Genomic DNA, 21,280 nt, shown 5'->3' with positions numbered 1-21,280 from the left:
CCCGGGCCGTCCGCCGTGCGCCCCGACCCGGCCCCGAAGCTGGACCGTGCGAAGCTGCTGGCGGCCCGGTACCAGGCGGCCGAGGCCCGGCCGTACCTCGCCTCCGCGCTGTACGCCCTGACCGTGGTCCCCTCGGCCGGGGTGCGCACCATGGGCGTCGACCGGCACTGGCGCTGCTACGTCTGCCCCGCCTTCGTCGAGGCGACCCCGGTCGTGGAGCTGGCGGGGGTCTGGGTCCACGAGGTGGCGCACCTGCTGCGCGACCACCACGGCCGGGCCGAGCGGCTGCCCGCCGCCGACCAGCGCGACCACGTCCGGGTCAACACCGCCCAGGACTGCGAGATCAACGACGACCTGCTCGCCGACGGGCTGGCGCTGCCCGAGGGCCGGATGGAGCCCAGGCTCTTCGGGCTGCCCACGGGCGGACTGTTCGAGGCGTACCTGCCGGGAATTCCCCCCACGCCCCACGGGCCGGACTGCGGTTCCGGCGCCCACGGCACCCCCATGCCCTGGGAGCTCGGCGAGGACGGCGGCCCCGCCCGGGTCGGCCCGGTGGAGGCGGAGGCGCTGCGCCGGCAGACCGCCGAGGCGGTACGGGCCCACCGGCGCACCCGGGGCCGGGTCCCCCAGGGCTGGGCCCGCTGGGCCGAGGAGCTCCTCGAACCCGCCGTCGACTGGCGCCAGGTCTTGGCGGGAGCGGTCCGCGAGGCCGCCGCCTGGGCGGCCGGCGCGGTGGACTACACCTACCGACGCCCCTCGCGCCGCACGCCCGCGCTCGGCGGCCGGGTGGTCCTTCCCAGCCTGCGCAGGCCGCTGCCGCGGGTCGCCGTCGTCGTCGACACCTCGGGTTCGATGGGCCCGGACGACCTCGCGGCCGCGCTCGCCGAGGTCACCGGTGTCCTGCGGGAGGTCGGCGTCGGCGGCAACCGGGTCGCCGTCCTTGCCTGCGACGCCGACGTGCACGCCGTGACACGGGTGCGCAGTGCCGGGGAGGTGGTCCTGGCCGGCGGCGGGGGCACGGACATGCGGGTCGGCATCGGCGCCGCGCTGGCCCTGCCCGACCGGCCGAACATGGTGGTCGTGCTGACCGACGGGTACACGCCGTGGCCGGAGGAGACGCCTTCGTGCCGTCTGATCGCGGCGCTGATCGGCGAGGACGCGCCCGCTCCCCCGCCGTGGGTGGAGACCGTACGCGTGGCTCCCGGCCCGGCGTAGCCCGCGGGCGGCGCGCCCCGCTACGGGCTGCGCTCCGGAAGGTGCAGGGCGAAGCGGCGGACGGCGCCGGTGAACGCCTCGGGATCGTCGAAGTTCGCGAGGTGCCGCGCCCGTGGGATCAGTTCGACGCGGGCGTGCGGGTGGGCGCGGGCGAACTGCTTCTCGCCGGCACGGAAGACGCTGTCCTTCTCGCCGTTGAGGATCAGCACCGGCGCGTCCACGTGGCGCATCGCGCCCGCGTCGAAGCGGCCCAGTACCTCGCCCCAGGCCGCCGGCAGGGTGTGGAATGCGTAGCCGCCGCGGATGGTCGCCGCCACCACCTCGGGCGGGTAGAGCCGGCGCAGCAGCCGGTCGTTCCACCGGGTCAGACGGTCGGCCGGAATGCGCGGGACGAGCCCGGCGACCCACCGGTACGGGAGCGCCCACGCGCCGCTCGTCGAGGCGCTGGCTCCGGCGAGGACCAGCCCCCGCAGCAGTTCCGGGCGGCGCCGCGCGAACTCGAGCGCGGCGTAGCCGCCGAGGGAGTGCCCGACGACGAGAGCGGGTCCGCGGTCGAGGGAGTCCACCGCGGCCGCGATGACCTCCGAGGCCGCGGCCAGGCTCCACGGCTGCGCCGAGCGGGCTCCGTGGCCCGGCAGGTCCACGGCGGTCACGGGGAAGTCCGCCTGCAGTGCGGCGAGCTGTGGGCTCCACTGCCCCGCGCTGAACCGGGTCCCGTGCACGAAGACGATGGGTGGTGCGTCGGCAGCCGCCATCGGTTCCCCCTTGTTCCGCGATCGTCTCGAACACACTCTACCGAGGGGGCAGTTGGCGGCCGGGCCGGATGCGGCATGATCGGGAGCATGACGCACCGCACCCACCTGCCGACCACCGAGTCGGCCGTCGCCGCGATACGGGCCGTCGCAGCCGCATACCGCCGGGCCATGACCGTCACCCACGACATCGGCGCGGACCGGACGTCGCGCAGGAGCTCCGCGCCGCTGTTCTGCGCCACCGATCCCGACGGGTCGCTGCCCCACGAGGCGTTCGTGGACCTGGGCGGCAGCCCGGCCGTCAGCATCCGGCTCTTCCCGGAGGACGACGCGGCGATCACGGTGGACGGGGTGGTATTCCATGACGTCCCCCGCGACTGCGTCCCACCGTTCCTGACGGCCGTCTACGGCGGACTGGCCTTCGTCACGGCGCGGCGCTTCCCTCCCGGCTACCGCCTCTGCGTCCCCCTTCCCGGCGACGAGACCTTCAAGGAGCTCGTGCCGGGCGTCTCGCTCACGCCGTGGCTCTCCGGACGGGTCCGCTGATCTGAACCGGCGGCGCGGGCGGATCCGGCCGGGCCGCCGGTCGGCTCGGCCCGCACCGGCAGCTCCGCCGAGCTGCTGCGGACGGTGGCGAACCTCGTCCACAGCGCCGTCGTCCGCCGTCGCCGAATCTGCCTAAGCTGCCGCCATGGGTCTTGATCTCACACTGTGCATGGCGGACTGGAAGCATCTGGGCGGCGTCCCCGTCGAGCAGCGGATCCAGGCGCTCGGCGACGCGACGCTGTGGGCGGCGGACGACGAGGGGTACCAGAGCGGCAGGACGGCCGGCAGCTGGCTGTGGCCCCCGGACCGCGAGGCCGCGTGGTGTGCCGAGTACGACTTCCGCAGCACGAGCGGCTCGTTCGCTCCGCACGCCCGCGCGGGCGACGCATGGGACGACATGCGGCCCTTCGCCGACGCGTCCCTGCGTGCGGCGGTGGACGCCTTCCTCACCGGGCTGATCTGGGACGAGGACCCCGCCGACGATCCCGCGCCGAGCGGCGGCGGAGGGTTCTTCCCGCCGGCCGCCGATCGTTGGCGCTCGTCGGTCCTCCTCGTGTGCCCGCCGGAGGCGCTGCCCGGCAAGGTACGGGCCTGGGCGCGTGCGGAGTGCCGTCTGGAGGAGCTGCGTGAGGCGTTCGCCGCGGAGTGCGAGGGCTGGGCCGGGCGCCCGGCCTCCTTCGAGCACTTCATCGCGCTCCTGCGGGAGTGGGGCGACATCACCACGGAGGCAGCCCGGCGCGGTTGGGGTCTGGTGGGTCTGCCTTAACGGGCACTCCGGTTGCACGGCGGGATGTACGTCCGGGCAGAGAGTCGCCGCCGGGCGCCGATCGTTGGCCTCGCGTCGGAAAGTCGGCTGATAATGCTTCAGAACCCCTGGTCACGAAGGGTGATCGCCCTGTCGGGGGTGTGGCCCGGCAGCCGCCGCGAAGCGGCTTCCCCGACGTACGGAAAGGCGATCGCGTGACTCCCAGGCACCCCCGCCCGACACAGAAGACCGACGACTCTTCGCTGCAGTCCTCGCGCCGTTCCGCGGCTCCGCAGCAGGCTGCCGCGGCGCCCGCGGGGCTGATGGGGCTACAGGCGAGTGCGGGCAACGCCGCGGTCGTGCAGATGCTCCGGCGGGCGAGTGCCGACCGGGAGCAGGAGCAGCACCGGCACACCGAGGGATGCGGGCATCAGGCGTCCGAACAGCCGGCGGTGCAGCGGTCCGCGGTGCACGACGTCCTGCGCGCCCCCGGACGCCCTCTGGACGACGCCACCCGCAGCGACATGGAAGCCCGCCTCGGTGCGGACTTCTCCGACGTCCGCATCCATGACAACAGCGCCGCCAAGGCCTCCGCCGCAGAGGTCGGAGCCCGCGCCTACACCTCCGGCAGCCATGTCGTCATCGGCGCCGGCGGCGGCGACAAGCACACCCTCGCCCACGAACTCACCCATGTCATCCAGCAGCGCCAGGGGCCGGTCGCGGGGACCGACAACGGATCGGGGCTGAAGGTCTCCGACCCGTCGGACCGGTTCGAGCGGGAGGCGGAGGCGAACGCCAGCCGGGTCATGGCACCCGGGCACCAGGCTGCCGCCGCGGACGTGCAGCGCCAGGCGGCACCGTCGGCCGCCGCCCCTTCCGACCACGCGGTGCAGCGCGTCGCGAGCCCGCAGGACCGGCTGACGGTCGAGTACTGGGAGGAGCAGGCGGGAATGGGCGGATCGAGCAGCTCCGCCGCCAAGGCCAAGTCGGCGCAGATCGCCGCTTCCAAGAAGAGCGCCAGGGGCTTCAAGGCGAGCAAGCCGCCGCGCAGGATCGATGAGATCATCACGACCGTCGGCCCCCGGCTCCTGGCCGAACTGGAGAAGATGCCCGAGTCCTCCGGGCGGATGGAGCTGTACCGCTCCATGAGTTTCGAGGAGGCCTACAGCGCCCTCACCTACTGGGGCGACGAGGCCGCACGGACGGAGATGGCAGCCTACATAGCGGGCGGCGAGGGCACGGCGAAGGAGTTCAGGCAGAAGGGGTACTCCGGCATGACGGTCGGGGCCCACCTCGGGGACCAGGGTCAGGCCGATGCGTACTACGCCTTCCAGGGTGATGCCTACGCGGTCCAGCTGAAGTTCACCCTGAAGCCCGGCGCCCACGAACTGCTCTTCAACCAGGACCACATGGCGCTCGGGCCGGGCTACAAGAACGACCTGATCCGCAAGGCGAACGGCGGGGGCTACCAGAACGCGAACGCCAACGAGGGCACGCTGGGCGGGTACATCGGTGTGAAGGCCGAGGACAACGAACCGTACAGCCTGGGCATCGCCCAGGGCGCCAACGGCAAGAACGGCCGTGAGCTCGGCGCGAGCCAGCTGCTCTTCCAGCTGTTCGTCGAGAACGTCGAACTCGTCAAGAGCAGGTCCGAGAGGGAACTGCCCGGCACGGCCGCCCAGCAGGAACTGGCCGCGTAGGCGCGGCTCGCCGCGGCCGCCCCCGGGGTGCCGGGTCCGCCCGGCCCGGGGGCGTCGACGGTCCCGGGGGTATCAACGGTCCCGGCGGGCTAGATCGAGCCGACGACCTTGCGGGGAGAGACCCGGACCACGACGCGTGTGGCGTCGTCGACGGAGGCGGGGTTGAAGTCCCGGTAGTCCTTGCCGGTGTACTTGCGCGAGAGCTCGTTGATCAGCTCCTGGCCGCCCTCCGTGGTGAGCTCGGCGGTGCCGCGGACCTCGGCGTAGGTGTACGGGGCGTCGGGCGGGTTGATCATCACGGTGATACGCGGGTCACGGCGCAGGTTCTGTTCCTTCCTGCGGCCCTCGGTCGTGGAGATGAGCAGGTCGTCGCCATCGCGCATGAGCCAGGTCACGGACAGTTGCGGGCTGCCGTCGGGCTGGATGGTCGCCACCGTCGCGAACATGGGTGAATCGTCGATGATGCGCTTCAGATCATCGGACAGTGCAGCAGACACGGGCGCAAGCCTTTCCGGAAGGGCGTCCCGTGCCCCGGCACGGAACCCGACAACATCTGACCCTGGGTCACCATAGACCGCGACGACGCCACCCACCGTGACGGCGCGGCTTCGGGTGTCGAATCGGCGGCGCGCCGGATCTGCCGGCGCGAGCAGCCGGCCTTCGAACGGCGGCTACCGGCCCCGGGGGTGGTCCGTCAATGCCGTGCCGCAGCCGCTGCAGTAGCGGGCGTCCGCCTCGATCGCGTGCCGGTGGCACCGGCCGCACACCCGGTGCAGCGGGCACGGCTCGGGCGCGGCGGCGGGTACGGTCCGCCCGATGCTCATCCCGCGGCGTCTGTGGTGCACGGTCAGCACGAGCAGTCCCTCGGGGCCGGCCAGCAGCGCGCGGGGGGTGCCGCGGGGCAGCAGACCGATGAATCCGGGAGCCAGCCGCGACGTGCTGCCGTCCGAGGTGAGGGTGCCGCCGCCGCCGACGACGACCAGCATGACGTCGACCTCGTCCTCGACGTACGCCGCCCCGCCGGTCCCGGGCAGGTGGCGCACGAGGTTGGCGTCCAACTGCCGGTCGGCGGCCTCCAGGCGCCACAGCGCGCCGCTCTCCCCCTGCGCCACCGCCGCGACCAGCCCCGCGACCGTTACGAACTCCGCCTCCCGCACAGCTGTCTTTCCTTCACACCCGAGCCGAACCGCACCGCACCATCATGATCTCTCACCCGCCGCCCGGGCGGCGAACCCGCCGGGAGGTGCGGGCCGGTCACGGCTCCGCCCGGGGAGCGGTCCGGTGCAGTGTACGGACCGCCGGGATCGCGAGGAGCGCCGCGCAGCCCGCCAGGCAGGCCCCCGCCGACACCCACAGCAGCCGGTCCGGGGACGCGAGAGCGGTGGCCGGTCCCGCGAGCATCTGGCCGAGCGCGATCCCGGACACCGAGCCCGCCTGCTCGTACGCGGTGACCCGGTTGAGTACCGCGGGCGGGGTGTGGGTCTGGACGCTGGTCGCCCACATCACCGACCAGAACGCGATGGCCGCGCCGCCGAGGGCGTGGCCCGCGAGCAGCACCGGCAGTCCCGCGCCCAGGGCGATGCACAGCGGCAGGGCGGTGTAGAGCACCATGGCCACCGTACCGGCGGCCAGTGGCCGGACCGGGCGCAGCCGCAGCGCCAGCAGGCCGCCGAGGACCGTCCCGGCCCCGAGGAAGGAGACCGCCAGGCCGTACGCGTGCGGGCCGAGGCGGGCGCCGACCAGTGCCGACCCGAGCGGTACGAGGGGGCCGAAGACGAGGACGCCGTAGCCCATCCAGATCAGGATCACCGCCCACATCCAGGTGCGGGCGCGGAACTCCCGCCAGCCCTGGTGCAGTTCGCGGCGGAGCGAACGCCCTGTGCGGGTGCGGGAGCCGGTGGCGGCCGCGGGGTGCGAGGGTGTGACGGCGGGGTCGAAGCGGATGAGCGCCAGGCACAGGGCGCTGAGCAGGAAGGTGCCGGCGTCGATCGCGTAGACGGTTCCGGCGCTGGTCAGGGTGATCAGCAGCCCCGCGAGGGCCGGCCCGAGCAGGTGGGCGAGCGCGTCGGCCACCTTGAGGGTGGCGTTGGCCCGCTGCGGTTCGCGGGCGACGAGCGGGACCATCCCGTTCACGCCCGGCAGGAACATCGCGACGGCCGCGCCGGCCAGGGCGGCCATGGCCACCAGCAGCCAGAAGGGCGGCTTGCCGGTGAAGAAGGCGGCGGCCAGCACCCCTTGGGTGAGCACGCGGACGAGGTCCGCGGCGACCATCATCCGGCGCGCACCGAACCGGTCGGCGAACACCCCGCCGAAGAGGACCAGCAGGACGAACGTCCCCGTCCAGACACCGAGGACGAGGCCGACTCCTGAGACCCCGTAGAGCGCACCGACCGCCAGGGCGACGACCACCGGCGTCATCGCGTCGCCGAGGAGCGATACCGCACGGGCGGTGAAGTAGAGCGTGAACGGCCGCTCCCACAAGGGGTGTTCATCCGGTTCGGTCGGGGCGGGCTGTGCGCTGGGGGTCCGTGTCGTGGTCACAGCACCGATATTGGACTGGACCAATTGACCGTCCCCAGTGTCCTGAACGACACGATGGGGTACTTTCGCGCCATGACGTCGCGTCCGATGCCGAAGTCGCCCGCGCCGCACCGGGTCGTGGCCCTGCTGCAGCCCCCGCAGTCCACGTTCGCCCTGGCCTGCGCGAGCGAGGTGTTCGGCGACCACGGTCCGGCGATCCCCGCCCGCTACGCGTTCGAGGTCTGCACCGAGCACCCCGGTGCGGTGCCCACCGAGGCCGGCTACGACATGCTGGTGACGACGGGCTTGGACGCGTTGGAGCGCGCGGACACCGTCCTGGTCCCCGGTTGGCGGCTGCCGGCCGGTGCGGGGGTGCCGCCGGCGGTGGTCGCGGCGGTCCGCCGGGCGCACGCGCGCGGCGCTCGGGTCGTCGGGCTCTGCTCCGGCGCCTTCGTACTCGCCGCCGCGGGGCTGCTGGACGGCCGGCGGTCCGCCACCCACTGGGCGCAGGCAGCCGAGCTGTCCGCCCGGTTCCCGCGGGTCGACGTCGACCCCGCCGTGCTGTACGTCGACCACGGCGACGTCGCCACGAGCGCCGGGTCCGCGGCCGGTGTGGACCTCTGCCTGCACCTGGTGAGGGTCGACCAGGGAGCCGCGTACGCGATGCGGATCGCCCGGCAGATGGTGATGCCGCCGCACCGTGAGGGCTGCCAGCTGCAGTACGCCGAACTGCCCGCCTCCGGGCCGGTCGCCGATTCGCTGGCGCCGCTGCTGGAGTGGTTGGACGGGCGGCTGGACCGACCCGTGAGCGTCGCCGAGATGGCGGCCCGCTCACAGGTCTCGGCCCGCACGCTGACCCGGCGCTTCACCGAGCAGTTGGGCATCAGCCCCGGACGGTGGCTGCTGGACCGGCGGATCGCCGCCACCCGGGCGCTGCTGGAGGAGACCGACCTGCCCGTGGAGACCATCGCCCGGCGGGTCGGCCTGTCCTCCGCCGTCAACCTGCGCCGGCGCTTCCACGAGGCCCTGCGCACCACGCCGGCCGCGTACCGGCGCACGTTCCGCGCGGACAGGGCGACCGGGTAGCCGGGGCCGGGCGGCTCACTGCCGGCCCAGTGCCATCCACCGCTCGGGCGCCTCCAGCGGGACGAAGCCGATCTTGGCGTATATCTCGTGGGCGTCCGCGGTGGCCAGCAGGACGCGGCGCAGGTCGTAGCGGGCGAGGTGGTCGCGCACCGCGGTGACGAGCGCGGTCCCGATCCCCTTGCCGCGCACTTCCGGGGAGATGTACACGTCGCACAGCCACGCGAAGTCGGCCTTGTCGGTCACCACGCGGGCGTAGCCGACCTGCCGGCCGGAAGCCCGGTCGTAGACGCCGAAGTTCAGGGAGCCGGCGATGGCCCGGTCCTGCTTCTCCCGGGACCGGTCGCGGGCCCAGTAGGCGTCCTGCGACAGCCATCGGTGGACGAGCTCCGCATCGATCCGGGCGGAGTCGTCGGATATCTCGTATGCATCGGGAAGATCAGTGGTCATGGCTGCATCCAAGCAGTCCGGCCGCTCCCCCACCGCTGGTTTTCGCTCCGCGAGATGATCACTTCACGGGGCGGCGTGCGAGGATCCACACCATGGGTCACACGATCGCATGGACGCACGAAGTGGGGGGTGAGCCGTCCCCCGGCGCCGGGGGCGTACTGCGCCTGCTGCGGGACACCGCCCGTGCGGAGGCGGACGGGCGCGTCGAGATCCTGGCTGCCGCGTGCGGGATGTGCGGTCCCGAAGAGGTGGAGTTCGAGGTCGCCAAGGGCGAGTGCTTCTGCGTGGGTTGCTGCATTCCGCTCGGGATCGTCGACGGGTACGCGCACCCCGCAGCGTTCTACCCGTGGCGGCTGGAACCCTCCGGGGCCCCGCTGCCGCCCGCGTCGTCGGGCCCCGGCTTCGAGCCGTCGGACGTGCCCCGCTGCCCCGCGGGCCACGACGTGTTCCACGTGGCGGTGGCCCTCGCCTTCGCCGCGGACGGCGTGCTGCGGGGCATCTCGGTCGCCTTGCGGTGCCCCGAGGACGGGGCGCTGTGCCTGTACGTCGACAACGCGCGCGTGGTGCCGCGCACGGCCTGACCCGGCCCCGCCCGGCCGGGAGTCAGGACTGCGCGGCGGGGCTGCTGCGTTGCTGACGGGTCAGGGGCCCGGGCGCATCGCGCGCAGCCGGTCGGCCACGTCGTACACGTTCAGGCGCAGGCCGCGGATGTCGGTGATCAGGTCGCGCCACGGTTCGAAGGCCGTGTCCACGTCCTGGCCGGAGGCCCTGATGTAGGCGACGGCGATGCCGTAGCCGAAGTACTCGTTCCTGGCGGGCAGCGGGCGCAGCAGCACGATCTGTTCCAGCAGTGCCGCTGCCCGCCAGTACGCGTCGGGCGGGTCGGTCGCCAGCGCCGGCGTGTTCACGCGGTGCCGGGCGACGGCGGCGACCAGACCCGAGTAGTCGAGCACCCCCAGGTCCTGGCCGAGGAGTTCCTCCTGCCGGTCCAGGAGCCACCGGATGTCGATGTGCAGCTCCAAGATCAGGCCGCCCGGTCGGCGCGAGCGGAGGACGGCAGCCCGCCGAACTCGCGGTCGAACGCCTCCGCGATGCCCGGCCGGCCGACGACTTCGCGGAACACCGCGGTCGCCCTGCCCAGTGCGAGCTGGTTCTCCTCCTCGATGGCCAGCTCCGCCAGGTAGGCGCGGACGCTCATGCCGCGGGCGGCGGCCACCGCGGCGAACCGGTCCCGGGTCGCCGAGTCGATCTTCACAGTCGTATCTGCCATGAGCCGAGTATGCACCGGTGCATACCTTTGTGAATACCGTTCCGGGATCGCGGGCCCATTCGTCACGACCGGGGAGCGGGGGCCGGGGCCGCCTCGGCCGGCGCCGGCGCCGAGGGGGCGGGGAGGGGTGCGGTGCGCCGGCCGCCGACCGCGATGGCGGTGACGCCCAGCACGGCCCACACGGACAGGACCAGCGCGGGTCCGGCCGCGCCTGCGCCGTCGAAGAAGGCGACCGAGCGGAGCATGGAGCTGCCCGCGCCGGGCGGCAGCCACTGCCCGATGAGACCGGCGGGCTCGGGCAGCAGCTGCGGCGCGCCCGCGGCGCCGGAGAACGGGTTGCCGAGCAGGACGACCAGCAGGACGCCGAGGCCGATGCCGGCCTTGCCGAGGAGGGCGTGGAGCCCCGCGACCCCGCCGGCGATGGCCGCGACGGTCAGCGCCAGGACGCCCGCCTCGGCCCACCAGTTGCCGGTGAGGACCCCCAGCCAGCTGTGCGCGAGGGCGGCTCCGGTCAGGCCCACGAGGGTCGCCGCGCCGAGTACGGCGGTGACGGCGCGGCCGCCGCGCAGTCCGCCGAGGGAGACGAGGGCGCCGGCCGCGACCCCGGCGAGCGCGAGGGGCAGGACGCTGGCACCGAAGCCGGTGCCGCGGGCGTCGGCTGCGGGCGCGGGCACCACGTCCGTGACGGGCACGGCCGGCGCCCCGGCCGGCGCCCCGGCCGGCGTCCGGGGGGTGAGGGCCTGGGCCAGCAGCTGCGCGACGGCGGGGCTCGCGGCGGACGCGGTCAGCAGGCGGGGGCCCTGCGGGGTGGCGACGACCGCGCCGTAGACCTCGCGGTTCTGCACGGCGGTGCGGGCGGCGGCCTCGTCGGCGTACCGGTGGATCTCGAAGGCCCCCGCGCGGGAGGTGAGCCGCTGCTCCAGCGGGGCGGCCGCGGCGGCGGGTCCGGCGACACCGAGGGGCAGATCGCGCGGGGCCATCCGGGTGGCGGGCCAGGCGAAGGCCCAGAGGGCCAGCGCGGCGAGGAGCGGGACCATCACCATCACGGCCAGGACGCGGCGCGAGGCCGGGACCGTGGGGCTGGGGGCGGGTGTCACGGGCATGGCGGGCCTCGATTCAAAGAGAAGGATCGTTCGTTTTACGCCCTGGGCCCACTGTGGGACGACCGCTGGTCCTTGTCAAGAATGAATGTTCGTTTTAGCGTGGGGGCATGGCACGTGTATCCCAGGCGCACCTCGACGCCCGCCGCCGGCAGATCCTCGACGGCGCAACCCGCTGCTTCACGCGCAACGGCTTCCACGCCACGTCCATGCAGGACGTGCTGAAGGAGGCCGACCTGTCCGCCGGGGCCGTCTACCGCTACTTCCGCAGCAAGGAGGAACTGATCGCCGCGATCGCCGAGGAGACGTTCGTAGAGATCCGCGGCGCGTTCGAGGCGGCGGCCGAGCGGACCCCGCCGCCCGGTCCGGACCTGCTGATCTCCGAGGTCCTCGGCACGATCCTGGACGTGCGGGCCGGGCAGCCCGGAGCCGACCCCCGGGACTTCCCCCGCCTGATGCTCCAGGTCTGGACCGAGACCCTGCGCAACGAGGAACTCGCCGCCCTGCTCCGCCGCGGGTACGCGGAGATCAGCGGGGCATGGGTGCGGCTCGTGGAGGGCTACCGCGAGGCGGGCATGCTCGCCTCCGACGTGCCCGCGGAACACATCGCACGGACCCTCATCGCGGCGACCCAGGGGTACCTGACCCAGCAGGCGCTGTTCGGCGGGATCGACCCGGGGATGCTCCGGGACGGACTGCGCGGCCTGATGTCCATGGGCGACGGCGCCCCGGCACGGCGCTGACCCCGGCGGGAGCCGATCCCGCCGGGGTCACGCCGCCGGCCTCCGGTCCGTCAGGTGCCGGGCCGAAGCCGCGGCCGGCCCGTGGACGAGGCGGGTTCAGCAGTTCGGGATGGGGACCCAGCGGCTGCCGTTCCAGTAGTCGGCCTGGTCGTTGCCCTGGCCGGACAGGTAGTAGGCGGACACCCAGCCGCGGCTGCCGGCGGGGGTGTCGAGGTCGGTCAGCAGCCACCACCGGTTGTAGTTGCCGCGGCCGTCGTTGACCTCGCCTCCCCACGCCCTGCAGTTGACGTAGTTGCTGCCCGCGTAGAGGTAGCCGTTGGGGCCGCACGGATGTCCGTTGCCCGTCCCGCAGACGGTGTTCGGATACCCGCCCGCCTGGGCGAACGTCGTGATCCAGTACGTGCCGTAGGCGTGCGCCCGCGGCGCCGGGAGGGCCGCGTTCGCCGCGAGGGCGAGCAGCAGGGCCGTCAGCAGCACGACGGTGCTGCGAACGGTCGAGGCGGTAGGGAAGCGCATCGGTTCTCCGGATGAGGTGAAGGGAGCCACAAGGGCTACAGGTTCACCGAGACGCACGAGTCCCAGCCGACGACGTCCTCACAGATGTTCATGTACTTGTATCCGGTGATGTATCCGTTGCCGCAGCCTCCCAGGCTTCCGTTGGGGTCGCCGTACTGCCCCGTGTCACGGCTGCCGTAGGTCTTGCTGAAGTACACGTAGACCCCGTTGCCGTCCTGCTCCATGTCGCAGACCTCGAACCAGCCGTTCGAGGTGTCGTACGTCGCGTAGTCGGACCCGTGGTTGACGGTGTGCCTGGCCGCGTGCGCCGACAGCGCGGTGCCCAGGGTGAGCGCGCCCGCCATGGCGAGGGTGGCAGCGGTTCGGACTACGGCTCGTGACGCTCGCATCGGTCCCCCATCGGTCGTGGATGTGTTCGTGGTGGCGCAACGACGCTAGCTCCGCCGACCGGCAGCGTGCGATCCCCGGAAGTGGGGGTTTCACCCGTCGCGCCGCTGCGGTAACAGACCCGCGTGACGCCAGCGAACCCGGCTCGACCCAGCGACCGCGGACTGCGCCGCGCCCAGGCGGCAATCGCACGGCTGAGCCGGGAGTCACCCGACCCGACGGCACTCTTCGCCCGCGTCGCCGACATCGTTCCCGAGGTCGTCCCGGCGGACGGCGTGTGCGGGCTGACGCTCGACCCGGCCACGCTCCTGCACACCGGCGGCTTCCACCACCGGGGCGTGCCGCACTCCCACCTGCCGCGGCTGCTGCAGATCGAGTACGGCGAGGAGGACGTGAACCAGTTTCCCGGCCTGGTGAGGACCGGTGGGACCGCGGCAGGGCTCTGGCAGGCCACCGGACACCGCCCCCACTCCAGCTCCCGCTACCGCGACGTCTACCGGCCGGCCGGAATGGGCGACGAGATGCGCGTGCTCCTGCGCACCGGCCACACCGTGTGGGGTGCGCTGGTGCTGCACCGCGGCGGCGACCGGGCGCCGTTCGGCGGCGGCGAGATCAGCGCGCTGGCGAAGCTCGCGCCGGCCGTCGCCCAGGCCCTGCGGGCCGCGTACCTACGGCACGACGTCGCCGCCGCCGACTGCGAACTACCCACCGCACCGGGGCTGTTGCTGTTCCACCCGAACGGAGAGCTCGACCGGGCCACCCCGGCGGGGCACCTGTGGCTCGAGCAACTGGACGCGGCCGGGGCGCAGTCGGCCCCGCTTCCGCAGCCCGTGCTCCACGCGGCCGGCAGGGCCCGCGCGACGGGTGACGCCTCGCTGCGCATGCGCAGCCGCAACGGCCCGTGGGTGTCCGTCACCGCCACGCGCATGGGCGCGGAGGGCGCCGTCGCCGTCATGGTCCAGCCCAGCAGTCCCCAGCACGTCATCGGTATCCTGATGGAGGCGTACGGGCTCACCCCGCGCGAACAGCAGGTCGCCCAGCTGGTCACCTACGGAATGTCCGACACCGACATCAGCCGGCGGCTGGGGATCTCACCGCACACCGTCCGCGACCACCTCAAGAAGGTGTTCGACAAGACGGGGGCGAACAGCCGGGGAAGGCTTCTGCAGCTCCTGTACTTCAGCCACTACCAGCCGGACGTCGACAACGGCCGCACCATGGGACGGCGGGGCTGGTTCCATAGTGCTCAGGTCTGACGGCCGGGCCCCGGAAATCATCATCCGGTCGCACCGGCCGCGGGACCGGCGCCGCAATGATGTCCGTCATGGCACAAGAACTCGCAACCCTCGCCCGGCAGACCGCGGACCGGCTGGCCGAGGAGCACGTCGGCGTGGTGGTGGCCGCGGTGGCGGACGGCGCCGTGGAGATCCGGGGCGCCGGGAGCACCGGCACCCGCGAGGGCCGTACCCCCGGACCGGACACCCTGTTCGAGATCGGTTCGGTGACCAAGCCGTTCACCGCCCTGGCCCTGGCACGCCTGGCGTCCGCCGGCACGGCAGGGCTGGACGAGCCGCTCGCCGATCTGCTGCCCGCCGGAACGGCCGTACCGTCACGCGACGGCCGGCAGATCTCGCTGGAGCACCTGGCCACCCACACCTCCGGGCTGCCACGGCTGCCGCGAGGCACTCTGCGCCCGGCGCTCCTGGGCCGGACGAAGGCGGATCCGTACGCCCACTGCACAGCCGACTCCCTGCTGTCGGGGCTGGCCAGGACGCGCCTCGGGGCCGTGCCGGGGAAGCGGTTCCGCTACTCCAACCTCGGAGCCGGGCTGCTGGGCCTCGCCCTCGCGCACCGGGCCGGCACCGACTACGAGTCCCTCATCACCCGGGAGATCTGCGCCCCGTTGGGCATGACCGACACCGTCGTGACGGTGGACGGCGCCCGTAGCGGACGCTGCGCTCAGGGCCATGCCCGCCGCGGCAGGCCCGTCCCACCGTGGCACCTCGCCGACCTGGCGGGCGCCGGAGCCCTCCGGTCGACCGCGAGCGACCTGGTGGCCTTCGTACGGGCCCAGTTGGACGGCGGACCCGAGGGACTCGCCGAGGCGATCCGGCTGAGCCGGACGGTGGAGCGCCGTACGAGTCCCTTCGCCTGGGTGCACCTCGGCTGGATGGCGCACCGCCTGCACCCCCGGCAGGGCGCGCACCTCCAGATCTGGCACAACGGAGGAACCGGCGGCTTCTCCTCCTTCGTGGGCTTCGACCCGGAGAAGCGGCTCGCCGTCATCGCGCTCGGCAACACCAGCCGCCGCCCGGTGGACGGCCCCGCCTTCGACCTCCTGCGCACGCTCCAGCAGGAGCGTGCTTCCGCGCCCCACTGACCCGGCACCGTGCGATCCACGGCCGCCCCGGGGCCCGCCGGGCGGACCCCTCAGTGGATCTGGGCGAAGGCCTCGCACGCCGCCGGGCCGTCGGGATCCTCCCGCAGGCGCAGCCACAGGGTGACAGTGGCGCGCTTCAGCGCGGTGACCGATCCGGCGTACGCGCGGTACGTCGTCAGGCGCTCCTGGCGCAGCTGCCCGGCGCGGGTGGAGTCCTCCGCCCTGGCACCGGCGCGGCGCTGGACGGTGAGGGTGATGACGGAGCCCAGCAGGGTTCCGGTGACGGCGATCAAGCCGGCCGGCACAGCCTCCATGCCCGCATCTCACCACGCCGGCCGGCCCCCGCACACCCCGCGGGGTGGCTCCGTCACCGCTTCAGGTAGGCCAGGACGGCCAGCACGCGCCGGTTGTCGTCCGCGGACGGTTCGATCCGGAGCTTGGTGAAGATGGCCGCGGTGTGCTTGGCGACCGCGCTCTCGCTGATGAACAGGGTCGCCGCCACGGCCGCGTTGGAGCGGCCCTCGGCCATGAGGCGCAGGACGTCCAGCTCGCGCGGCGTGAGGTGCGCCGTGGTGCCGCGGGCGTCGCTGCGGGCCAGCAGCCGTGCGATGACCTGCGGGTCCATCACCGTCCCGCCCGCGGCCACGGTGCGTACCGCGTCGACGAACTGGGTGGTGTGCGTGATCCGGTCCTTGAGGAGGTAGCCGATGGCTCCCCGACCTCCGGCGAGGAGTTCGTGTGCGTAGAGCTGGTCCACGTACTGGGACAGGACGAGGACCGGCAGCGCCGGCCGGGACCGGCGGGCTTCCAGGGCCGCCTGGAGGCCTTCGTCGGTGAAGGTGGGTGGTAGCCGGATGTCGACCACGGCCACGTCCGGCTCCTCCTCGAGGAGGGCCCTGAGCAGGGCGGGTCCGTTGTCGACGGCGGCGATGACGTCGAAGCCGTGGTCCTGGAGGGTGCGCGTCAGCCCGTCCCGGAGGAGGAAGAGGTCTTCGGCGAGGACGACGCGCACGGTATCTCCAAGGTCGCGGTGGTCGGGCCGCCCCGCGGGCTGTGCAGGACGAGGGTTCCGTCGAAGGGTTCGATGCGGCGGCGCAGGCCCCGCAGGCCGCTTCCGTCGGCGTTCGCGCCACCGCGGCCGTCGTCGGCGACCGTGACGCGCAGCATGCCGGCGGTGTGGCTGAGGCTGATGCGGACCTCGGGGGAGCCCGAGTGCTTGGCGGCGTTGGCGAGCAGTTCCGCGACGGCGAAGTAGCCGGCCGACTCCACGGGGGCCGGGAGCCGGCCGGGCAGGGCCGCGTCCACGTGGACGTCGAGGTGGCTGTCGAGGGCGAGCGAGCGCACCGCGTCGCCGAGGCCGCGGTCGGCGAGGACGGGCGGCAGTACGCCGTGGAGGAGTTCGCGCAGGTCCTGGAGGGCCCGCTGGGAGGTGGCCCGTACCTCTTGCAGCAGGGCGCGGGCGGCCGGCGGATCGTGGTCGAGGAGGCGGCTGGCCTCGTCCAGGGTCATGCCCAGGGCGACCAGCCGGGCCTGTGCCCCGTCGTGCAGGTCGCGTTCGATGCGCCGCAGTTCGGCGGCCTGGATGTCGAGGACGTCGGCCCGGGATCCGGCGAGGTGTTCGATGCGGCGGACGAGTTCGGTGGTGTACGGGGCGGTCAGCAGCCGCCCGCTCCAGCGTGCGTGCAGCCGCAGTACGAGGGGGGCCAGACGCAGTCCGGCGGCCGTGAACCCGAGTGCGAGGACGAGTGCGGCGAGCATCGCCGCCGAGGAGTCGACCAGGACGAAGGCGTACCAGTTGCCGTCGCCCAGGAGCCGCCAGACGAAGGGCTGGACGGCCGCGCCGAAGAGCCCGTACCAGACGAGGGCCGGCGGGGCGGCGGCGATGAGCGCGCCCGTGACGGGCTCCGCCCAGGCCCATCGCAGGTCGTGCCAGAACCCGGCGTCGCCGAGGATCGCGAGGGCCCGTCGGCGGCGGCCGCCCGGGCCGGCAGGGCGGGGCGGGAGCGGTCGCGGCGGGCTGATCAGCGTCCCCGTCCGGTGGGCGGCCCAGCCGCGGTAGCGGTCGGACATCCGGCGCAGGGCCGTCGCGGCGGGCGGGAGCAGGAGGAAGCCGACGCCGACGGGCAGGAGCAGCAGGGCCCCGATCACGAGGCCGCCGGCCCCGGACACGGCGAGCGCGGCGAGGGACAGCAGCTGGCAGCGGCCGAGGTCGGCCGCCAGGCTCCCGGTGCCGGGCCGCCGCCTGCTCATCCTTGCCGCCCTCCCCGCCCGTCGTCCCGTCATGTCAGCGCGTCCCGGGCGCCGTTGCGACGATGATCTCATCCGGCGTCGCGTGCCCCGTCCGGCGGGCCGCGGCGATCCACAGGACCGCTGCGGCCAGGCTCGCCGCTCCGAGGAGCAGCATGGGCTCCGTCGCCGCGGTCGTCTCGTCGGTCACGTACAGCATGCCGAGGTTGATCAGGGTGTGGAAGCCGCCCGCGAGCAGGAGCCGGTTGCTCCGTACGCCTTCCAGGGCCAGGCCGAGGATGACGGACATCGCGGTGGTGGCCAGCAGGAACCCGGCGGCGTAGGCGGGCTCCTGCGCGAAGACCGGTACGTGCCACAGGCCCCACAGGACGCCGACCAGCGCGGAGGCGGTGACCGGGCCGAAGCGGGTGCGCAGCAGCGGCTGGAGGTGGCAGCGCCATCCGATCTCCTCGGCACAGGCGCCGAGGAACTGGGCGGCCACGACCAAGGCGAGGGGGTGGGCGAAGGCCCGGGGGCTGGTGACCGGGAGCGAGCCGGAGGTGAGCAGGCCGCCGCACACGCACAGGGCGGTGATCAGGACGGGGGTGAGCAGCAGAGCCGCCCTACGCCCGGCAGGACCGGCAGGACCGGCAGGACCGGCAGGCTCGGCAGCACCGGCAGGGCCGGCCGTACGTGCACGGGTGGGCAGGGTGCCTGCGAGCCGGCCCCTGATCCGGCCCGGCCACAGCAGTGCCGCGGCGGCCACGGCGACGGCGGGCCCGACCTGCGTCAGTTGCACCACCTCGGGCGGGATACCGGTCGCGGGCTGGAGGGCTCCGCACATGCCGGCCGCGACGAAGGCGACCGCGAGGAACACCCCCGCTTCCGCCGCCCACGGCGTCCGCGGGGCGCGCCGCCTCCCCTGCTCGTGCGCCCCTGCCCGTGCCCGTACCCGTACCCGCGCCTTTGTCTGTTCCGGCATGCCGTCCGGCCTCCCCGTGCCACGCTGCGGGCGTGCCTGTCACGCCCCGGATCGACTCTGCCGGTCGGGGTGCCGTCCGGTCCTTGTACGTGGCTGCCGAAGCGGGGTGTACCCAGGTACACCCCCGCTGCCGGGCGGTACGCTGGGCCGGCCGCGCCTGACGGGACCGCCACCGCTGCCACTGCCGCGGGGTGGCGGGTGAGGGCCACCGCGGCGAGGACCGCGACCCGGGGGCGGGCCCCGCCCCCGGCCGGCCGTGGAGGCGTACGCCGAGCCAGGACCGGGCGCCGCCGCCCGTGTGGGCGCAGACCATGCAGGGCGGTGCGAAGCCACGGGCGCGGTCGGCGCTCGCGCCGGAGGGGCAGGTCGCCGCGGTGCGCTTCGAGCGGACCGCTCCGGAGGCCGGTGACTCGGACGGGCGTCACGAGGACATCGAGGCGCAGCGGGTGCCGCGCTCGGGCGGGTACATGGGCGTGCCCCTGCCGGGGCCGCCCTTCGACCTGCACGGCGATGCGGCCGGGCCCGGCGGGCGGCCCGCGGGACGGCGTCCCTACCGCCCTACCGCCGCGGCGGCGCCCACGCGCCCGGCCATTCCGTGCGCAGCATGCCGAACAGCACGCTGTCGTAGCGCTTGCCCGCGACCAGGACGGCGGACCGGCGGCGCCCCTCCTCGCGGAACCCCGCCCTGGTGAAAGCGCGGACGGCCCGCTCGTTGCCGCTCCAGGTGTCGAGCTCGATCCGGTGCAGTCCGAGGGCGCCGAACAGATGCCCCACCAGCAGGCGCAGGGCGTCGGAGCCGTGGCCGCGGCCCCAGCGGTCCCGTTCACCGATGGTGACGCCGACCGTGGCGAGCCCGGCGACCGGATCCAGGTCGCGGTAGTCCACCATGCCGATCACCGTGCCGTCGGCCAGGTCCTCGACCGTGAAGACGGCCGACTCCCTGGGGTTCAGCCTCAGCATCGTCTCGAATCCGAGGTCCACGGCTTCGGCCGTGACCGGGCCGAAGCACGGATCTCCCCCGGTGGCCCAGTGGGCTACCTCCGGGTCGTTGCGCCACTTGAGGTGGTGTTCCGCATCCTGCGCGCGGAGTGCGCGCAGCCTCACCAGTTCTCCTTCGATCATGCACATGATCGTAGGGGTTCCGCGGTGCCGATGATCTTGATTTATCGGCTCGCGGGGACGGGGGCGGCCCGCTCACCCGCCGGTGAGGGCGGCCCGCAGCCGGCGGGCCTCGGTAACCAGGGCGGAGGTGCCGCGGCGGGCCGCGGCCGCCGCGACCGCTTCGGGGACCGGTCCCGCGGCTCCGGAGCGCTCCGCGCAGGAGGCGGCGACGGCCAGCACCTCGCCCGCGCCGCGCACCGAGGGCAGCAGGGCCGGGAGCACTTCGGCCAGGGCGGTCCACAGGGTCGCGTGCGCGCCCGCGGCCGCGGCGCAACGGGCGGCGTCCGCTAGCCGGTTGGGCTTGACCGTGCCCAGGGCCGCCATGGCGGCGAGTTCGCGGCCGAGCAGCGGGGCGTCGAGTTCGCCCCGGACAGCGAGCACCAGCAGCGCCTCCACCGCCGGGCGGCGGCTGTCCGCGTACCGGCCGCCCAGTCCCGCCGCGACGGCGGCGTGCAGGGCCGGCCCCGCGGGCCCGCCCAGCCGGGCGAGGTGCGGCAGCATCCACGCTCCGCCGTGATCGTCGGCCGTCGCGGCCAGTGTGATGTGCGGCAGGAGCCACGCGGCCTGGGTGTCCCGGTCCTCGGGCAGCACCGACGCCCGTACGGGGTGGCCCTGGTGCCAGTGGTAACACTGGGTGAATCCTTCGTGGGGGCGGCCCAGCCAGTGGAAGGAGTTCGGGAACTCCCTTGCGAACACCGGGCGTTCACCGGTGAGGAAGGCCACCTGCGGGGCAGTGGCGCCGGTTCGCTGCCAGGCCCTGTGCACGTGCGGGTCGGGTTCGACGACGCGGCGGAGCGCCGGCGGCGGTGCGCCGTCCGTCCCGATCCAGGCGGCGAGCCGGGCGCCCTCGGCGGTGCCGAGGCGGGCCGCGGCCTCGGCGGCCGCCCCGGCCGCGGGGTCGTCGCGGCGTACGCGCAGCAGTGCCTGCCCGAAGTCGGCCGGGCCGGGCCGGACGCCGAGCCGCCGGTATGCGGTGAGCCGTTCGACCAGCTCGGCCGCCTCCAGGGCGCCCGTGTCCCAGGTGGGCGTGGACAGCAGGAACGGCAGCGGGTCCTTGGACAGGAGCGTGTACGCGATCTCGCGCAGCCGTGCGGCGATCACCACCTCCAGGCCTTCCTGGGCACACTCTTCGTGCCCCCGATGGCGGCGCACGTACTCGGGCCTCAGGCTGTATCCCGGGACCAGCCACAAGAGCGAGGCCACCACGGCGTCCACGCCGCCGAGGCGGTGCGCCTCGATCTCCTGCTCCTTGTAGCGGTGCCCCAGGGCGCGGGAGAGGGCACGCGCGAGCGGGTGGCGGTCGCGGTGGGCGTGCCGTACGAGCCCGTCGAGGGAGCGCTCGAAGTCCGCCACGGTGTGTGCGCGGGAGTCGAGGTGGGCCGCCGTCAGCTCGACGGCCTCGGCGAGCCCTCCGGGTGCGGCGGCGAGCCGCCGCGCGGGAGGCACGGGCGGGAGGATGTCCTCGGTGGCGGTCCAGGTCATGCGGCAACGCTAGACGCAGCCG

25 protein-coding genes are annotated in these 21,280 nt (G+C 74.1%); 9 read left to right on the top strand and 16 right to left on the bottom strand.

The features are described from left to right. Positions 1-15 precede the first annotated feature (15 nt). On the top strand, positions 16-1,215 hold the full coding sequence (locus AVW11_RS21510) for a vWA domain-containing protein (RefSeq protein ID WP_076045388.1): 1,200 nt from the start codon (positions 16-18) through the stop codon (positions 1,213-1,215). A gap of 20 nt (positions 1,216-1,235) precedes the next feature. On the opposite strand, the gene AVW11_RS21505 is transcribed toward AVW11_RS21510, so the two are convergent. Continuing rightward, positions 1,236-1,970, bottom strand: a complete 735-nt coding sequence (locus tag AVW11_RS21505; protein ID WP_060180584.1) for an alpha/beta fold hydrolase — start codon at positions 1,968-1,970, stop codon at positions 1,236-1,238. A gap of 87 nt (positions 1,971-2,057) precedes the next feature. Between AVW11_RS21505 and AVW11_RS21500 the strand changes: the two genes are divergently transcribed. From AVW11_RS21500 to AVW11_RS21490, 3 genes are all read left to right on the top strand, one after another. Then, positions 2,058-2,513 carry a hypothetical protein gene (locus AVW11_RS21500; protein ID WP_060180598.1) on the top strand — a complete coding sequence of 152 codons (456 nt, stop codon included), beginning with the start codon at positions 2,058-2,060 and terminating at the stop codon, positions 2,511-2,513. A gap of 145 nt (positions 2,514-2,658) precedes the next feature. Then, positions 2,659-3,279 (top strand): hypothetical protein, encoded by a 621-nt coding sequence (locus AVW11_RS21495; protein ID WP_060180583.1) that lies wholly within the window; start codon positions 2,659-2,661, stop codon positions 3,277-3,279. 194 nt (positions 3,280-3,473) lie between these two features. Then, complete coding sequence (locus tag AVW11_RS21490; RefSeq protein WP_076045386.1) at positions 3,474-4,958, top strand: eCIS core domain-containing protein; 1,485 nt, start codon at positions 3,474-3,476, stop codon at positions 4,956-4,958. 89 nt (positions 4,959-5,047) lie between these two features. Here the strand turns inward: AVW11_RS21490 and AVW11_RS21485 are convergent, their stop codons facing one another. From AVW11_RS21485 to AVW11_RS21475, 3 genes are all read right to left on the bottom strand, one after another. Further along, a complete protein-coding gene (locus AVW11_RS21485; RefSeq protein ID WP_030850667.1) occupies positions 5,048-5,455 on the bottom strand; it encodes a PPOX class F420-dependent oxidoreductase in 408 nt (135 codons plus the stop codon). A gap of 174 nt (positions 5,456-5,629) precedes the next feature. Continuing rightward, a complete protein-coding gene (locus AVW11_RS21480) occupies positions 5,630-6,115 on the bottom strand; it encodes a hypothetical protein (protein ID WP_076045384.1) in 486 nt (161 codons plus the stop codon). Positions 6,116-6,212: 97 nt separating this feature from the next. Further along, positions 6,213-7,499 carry an MFS transporter gene (locus AVW11_RS21475; protein WP_240528226.1) on the bottom strand — a complete coding sequence of 429 codons (1,287 nt, stop codon included), beginning with the start codon at positions 7,497-7,499 and terminating at the stop codon, positions 6,213-6,215. 72 nt (positions 7,500-7,571) lie between these two features. On the opposite strand from AVW11_RS21475, the gene AVW11_RS21470 reads away from it, so the two are divergent. Further along, entirely contained in the window at positions 7,572-8,564 is a 993-nt protein-coding gene (locus tag AVW11_RS21470; RefSeq protein ID WP_076045380.1) for a GlxA family transcriptional regulator, read from the top strand. Between the two features lie 15 nt (positions 8,565-8,579). Here AVW11_RS21470 and AVW11_RS21465 read toward each other — a convergent pair whose 3' ends face one another. Further along, positions 8,580-9,011 carry a GNAT family N-acetyltransferase gene (locus AVW11_RS21465; RefSeq protein ID WP_030850675.1) on the bottom strand — a complete coding sequence of 144 codons (432 nt, stop codon included), beginning with the start codon at positions 9,009-9,011 and terminating at the stop codon, positions 8,580-8,582. A 92-nt stretch (positions 9,012-9,103) separates the two neighbouring features. Here AVW11_RS21465 and AVW11_RS21460 point away from each other — a divergent pair, with 92 nt between their 5' ends. Further along, positions 9,104-9,592, top strand: coding sequence for a hypothetical protein (locus AVW11_RS21460; RefSeq protein ID WP_076045378.1), 489 nt, complete (start codon positions 9,104-9,106; stop codon positions 9,590-9,592). A 60-nt stretch (positions 9,593-9,652) separates the two neighbouring features. Here the strand turns inward: AVW11_RS21460 and AVW11_RS21455 are convergent, their stop codons facing one another. From AVW11_RS21455 to AVW11_RS21445, 3 genes are all read right to left on the bottom strand, one after another. Continuing rightward, positions 9,653-10,033, bottom strand: coding sequence for a toxin Doc (locus AVW11_RS21455; RefSeq protein ID WP_076045376.1), 381 nt, complete (start codon positions 10,031-10,033; stop codon positions 9,653-9,655). Between the two features lie 2 nt (positions 10,034-10,035). Further along, on the bottom strand, positions 10,036-10,281 hold the full coding sequence (locus AVW11_RS21450) for a hypothetical protein (protein WP_030850684.1): 246 nt from the start codon (positions 10,279-10,281) through the stop codon (positions 10,036-10,038). 62 nt (positions 10,282-10,343) lie between these two features. After that, positions 10,344-11,384, bottom strand: a complete 1,041-nt coding sequence (locus AVW11_RS21445) for a hypothetical protein (RefSeq protein WP_076045374.1) — start codon at positions 11,382-11,384, stop codon at positions 10,344-10,346. A gap of 107 nt (positions 11,385-11,491) precedes the next feature. On the opposite strand from AVW11_RS21445, the gene AVW11_RS21440 reads away from it, so the two are divergent. Next, positions 11,492-12,124 carry a TetR/AcrR family transcriptional regulator gene (locus AVW11_RS21440; RefSeq protein WP_030850689.1) on the top strand — a complete coding sequence of 211 codons (633 nt, stop codon included), beginning with the start codon at positions 11,492-11,494 and terminating at the stop codon, positions 12,122-12,124. Positions 12,125-12,220: 96 nt separating this feature from the next. Here the strand turns inward: AVW11_RS21440 and AVW11_RS21435 are convergent, their stop codons facing one another. Next, entirely contained in the window at positions 12,221-12,640 is a 420-nt protein-coding gene (locus tag AVW11_RS21435) for a hypothetical protein (RefSeq protein ID WP_076045372.1), read from the bottom strand. Positions 12,641-12,675: 35 nt separating this feature from the next. After that, the gene (locus tag AVW11_RS21430) at positions 12,676-13,029 is read right to left on the bottom strand and encodes a hypothetical protein (RefSeq protein WP_143568876.1); all 354 of its coding nucleotides are present in this window, start codon (positions 13,027-13,029) and stop codon (positions 12,676-12,678) included. 123 nt (positions 13,030-13,152) lie between these two features. On the opposite strand from AVW11_RS21430, the gene AVW11_RS21425 reads away from it, so the two are divergent. After that, positions 13,153-14,283: a helix-turn-helix transcriptional regulator gene (locus tag AVW11_RS21425; protein ID WP_076045368.1), complete on the top strand. Its 1,131-nt coding sequence runs from the start codon at positions 13,153-13,155 to the stop codon at positions 14,281-14,283. Positions 14,284-14,351: 68 nt separating this feature from the next. After that, positions 14,352-15,407, top strand: a complete 1,056-nt coding sequence (locus AVW11_RS21420) for a serine hydrolase domain-containing protein (RefSeq protein ID WP_158076154.1) — start codon at positions 14,352-14,354, stop codon at positions 15,405-15,407. A gap of 50 nt (positions 15,408-15,457) precedes the next feature. Here the strand turns inward: AVW11_RS21420 and AVW11_RS21415 are convergent, their stop codons facing one another. The 6 genes from AVW11_RS21415 to AVW11_RS21390 form a co-directional block, all read right to left on the bottom strand. Beyond that, complete coding sequence (locus tag AVW11_RS21415) at positions 15,458-15,721, bottom strand: hypothetical protein (protein WP_143568875.1); 264 nt, start codon at positions 15,719-15,721, stop codon at positions 15,458-15,460. A gap of 53 nt (positions 15,722-15,774) precedes the next feature. Then, positions 15,775-16,419, bottom strand: coding sequence for a response regulator transcription factor (locus AVW11_RS21410; RefSeq protein WP_030850710.1), 645 nt, complete (start codon positions 16,417-16,419; stop codon positions 15,775-15,777). Beyond that, positions 16,371-17,657, bottom strand: a complete 1,287-nt coding sequence (locus AVW11_RS21405) for a sensor histidine kinase (RefSeq protein ID WP_076045362.1) — start codon at positions 17,655-17,657, stop codon at positions 16,371-16,373. Before AVW11_RS21405 ends, AVW11_RS21410 begins: the two co-directional genes overlap by 49 nt. Before the next feature lie 34 nt (positions 17,658-17,691). Then, positions 17,692-18,615: a CPBP family intramembrane glutamic endopeptidase gene (locus tag AVW11_RS21400; protein ID WP_079250721.1), complete on the bottom strand. Its 924-nt coding sequence runs from the start codon at positions 18,613-18,615 to the stop codon at positions 17,692-17,694. 558 nt (positions 18,616-19,173) lie between these two features. Next, on the bottom strand, positions 19,174-19,737 hold the full coding sequence (locus AVW11_RS21395; RefSeq protein WP_060180596.1) for a GNAT family N-acetyltransferase: 564 nt from the start codon (positions 19,735-19,737) through the stop codon (positions 19,174-19,176). Between the two features lie 72 nt (positions 19,738-19,809). Continuing rightward, positions 19,810-21,258 carry a DUF7824 domain-containing protein gene (locus AVW11_RS21390; protein WP_076045360.1) on the bottom strand — a complete coding sequence of 483 codons (1,449 nt, stop codon included), beginning with the start codon at positions 21,256-21,258 and terminating at the stop codon, positions 19,810-19,812. Positions 21,259-21,280: the final 22 nt, after the last annotated feature.

Origin of the sequence: Streptomyces amritsarensis (genome assembly GCF_001953875.1) — a bacterium.
In the GTDB taxonomy this organism is placed as follows: Bacteria; Actinomycetota; Actinomycetes; order Streptomycetales; family Streptomycetaceae; genus Streptomyces; species Streptomyces amritsarensis.
Note: the sequence above shows the minus strand (reverse complement) of the source record. Positions and strands in the feature narration are given on the sequence as shown.

Bases quoted from the DNA above. Each gene is read 5' to 3' on its own strand.
- AVW11_RS21495 (WP_060180583.1), top strand. From the start codon at position 2,659: ATGGGTCTTGATCTCACACTGTGCATGGCGGACTGGAAGCATCTGGGC.
- AVW11_RS21450 (WP_030850684.1), bottom strand. From the start codon at position 10,281: ATGGCAGATACGACTGTGAAGATCGACTCGGCGACCCGGGACCGGTTC.
- AVW11_RS21445 (WP_076045374.1), bottom strand. From the start codon at position 11,384: ATGCCCGTGACACCCGCCCCCAGCCCCACGGTCCCGGCCTCGCGCCGC.
- AVW11_RS21400 (WP_079250721.1), bottom strand. From the start codon at position 18,615: ATGCCGGAACAGACAAAGGCGCGGGTACGGGTACGGGCACGGGCAGGG.
- AVW11_RS21390 (WP_076045360.1), bottom strand. From the start codon at position 21,258: ATGACCTGGACCGCCACCGAGGACATCCTCCCGCCCGTGCCTCCCGCG.
- AVW11_RS21405 (WP_076045362.1), bottom strand. From the start codon at position 17,657: ATGAGCAGGCGGCGGCCCGGCACCGGGAGCCTGGCGGCCGACCTCGGC.
- AVW11_RS21435 (WP_076045372.1), bottom strand. From the start codon at position 12,640: ATGCGCTTCCCTACCGCCTCGACCGTTCGCAGCACCGTCGTGCTGCTG.
- AVW11_RS21440 (WP_030850689.1), top strand. From the start codon at position 11,492: ATGGCACGTGTATCCCAGGCGCACCTCGACGCCCGCCGCCGGCAGATC.
- AVW11_RS21420 (WP_158076154.1), top strand. From the start codon at position 14,352: ATGGCACAAGAACTCGCAACCCTCGCCCGGCAGACCGCGGACCGGCTG.
- AVW11_RS21465 (WP_030850675.1), bottom strand. From the start codon at position 9,011: ATGACCACTGATCTTCCCGATGCATACGAGATATCCGACGACTCCGCC.
- AVW11_RS21505 (WP_060180584.1), bottom strand. From the start codon at position 1,970: ATGGCGGCTGCCGACGCACCACCCATCGTCTTCGTGCACGGGACCCGG.
- AVW11_RS21500 (WP_060180598.1), top strand. From the start codon at position 2,058: ATGACGCACCGCACCCACCTGCCGACCACCGAGTCGGCCGTCGCCGCG.
- AVW11_RS21395 (WP_060180596.1), bottom strand. From the start codon at position 19,737: ATGATCGAAGGAGAACTGGTGAGGCTGCGCGCACTCCGCGCGCAGGAT.
- AVW11_RS21430 (WP_143568876.1), bottom strand. From the start codon at position 13,029: ATGCGAGCGTCACGAGCCGTAGTCCGAACCGCTGCCACCCTCGCCATG.
- AVW11_RS21460 (WP_076045378.1), top strand. From the start codon at position 9,104: ATGGGTCACACGATCGCATGGACGCACGAAGTGGGGGGTGAGCCGTCC.
- AVW11_RS21470 (WP_076045380.1), top strand. From the start codon at position 7,572: ATGACGTCGCGTCCGATGCCGAAGTCGCCCGCGCCGCACCGGGTCGTG.
- AVW11_RS21415 (WP_143568875.1), bottom strand. From the start codon at position 15,721: ATGGAGGCTGTGCCGGCCGGCTTGATCGCCGTCACCGGAACCCTGCTG.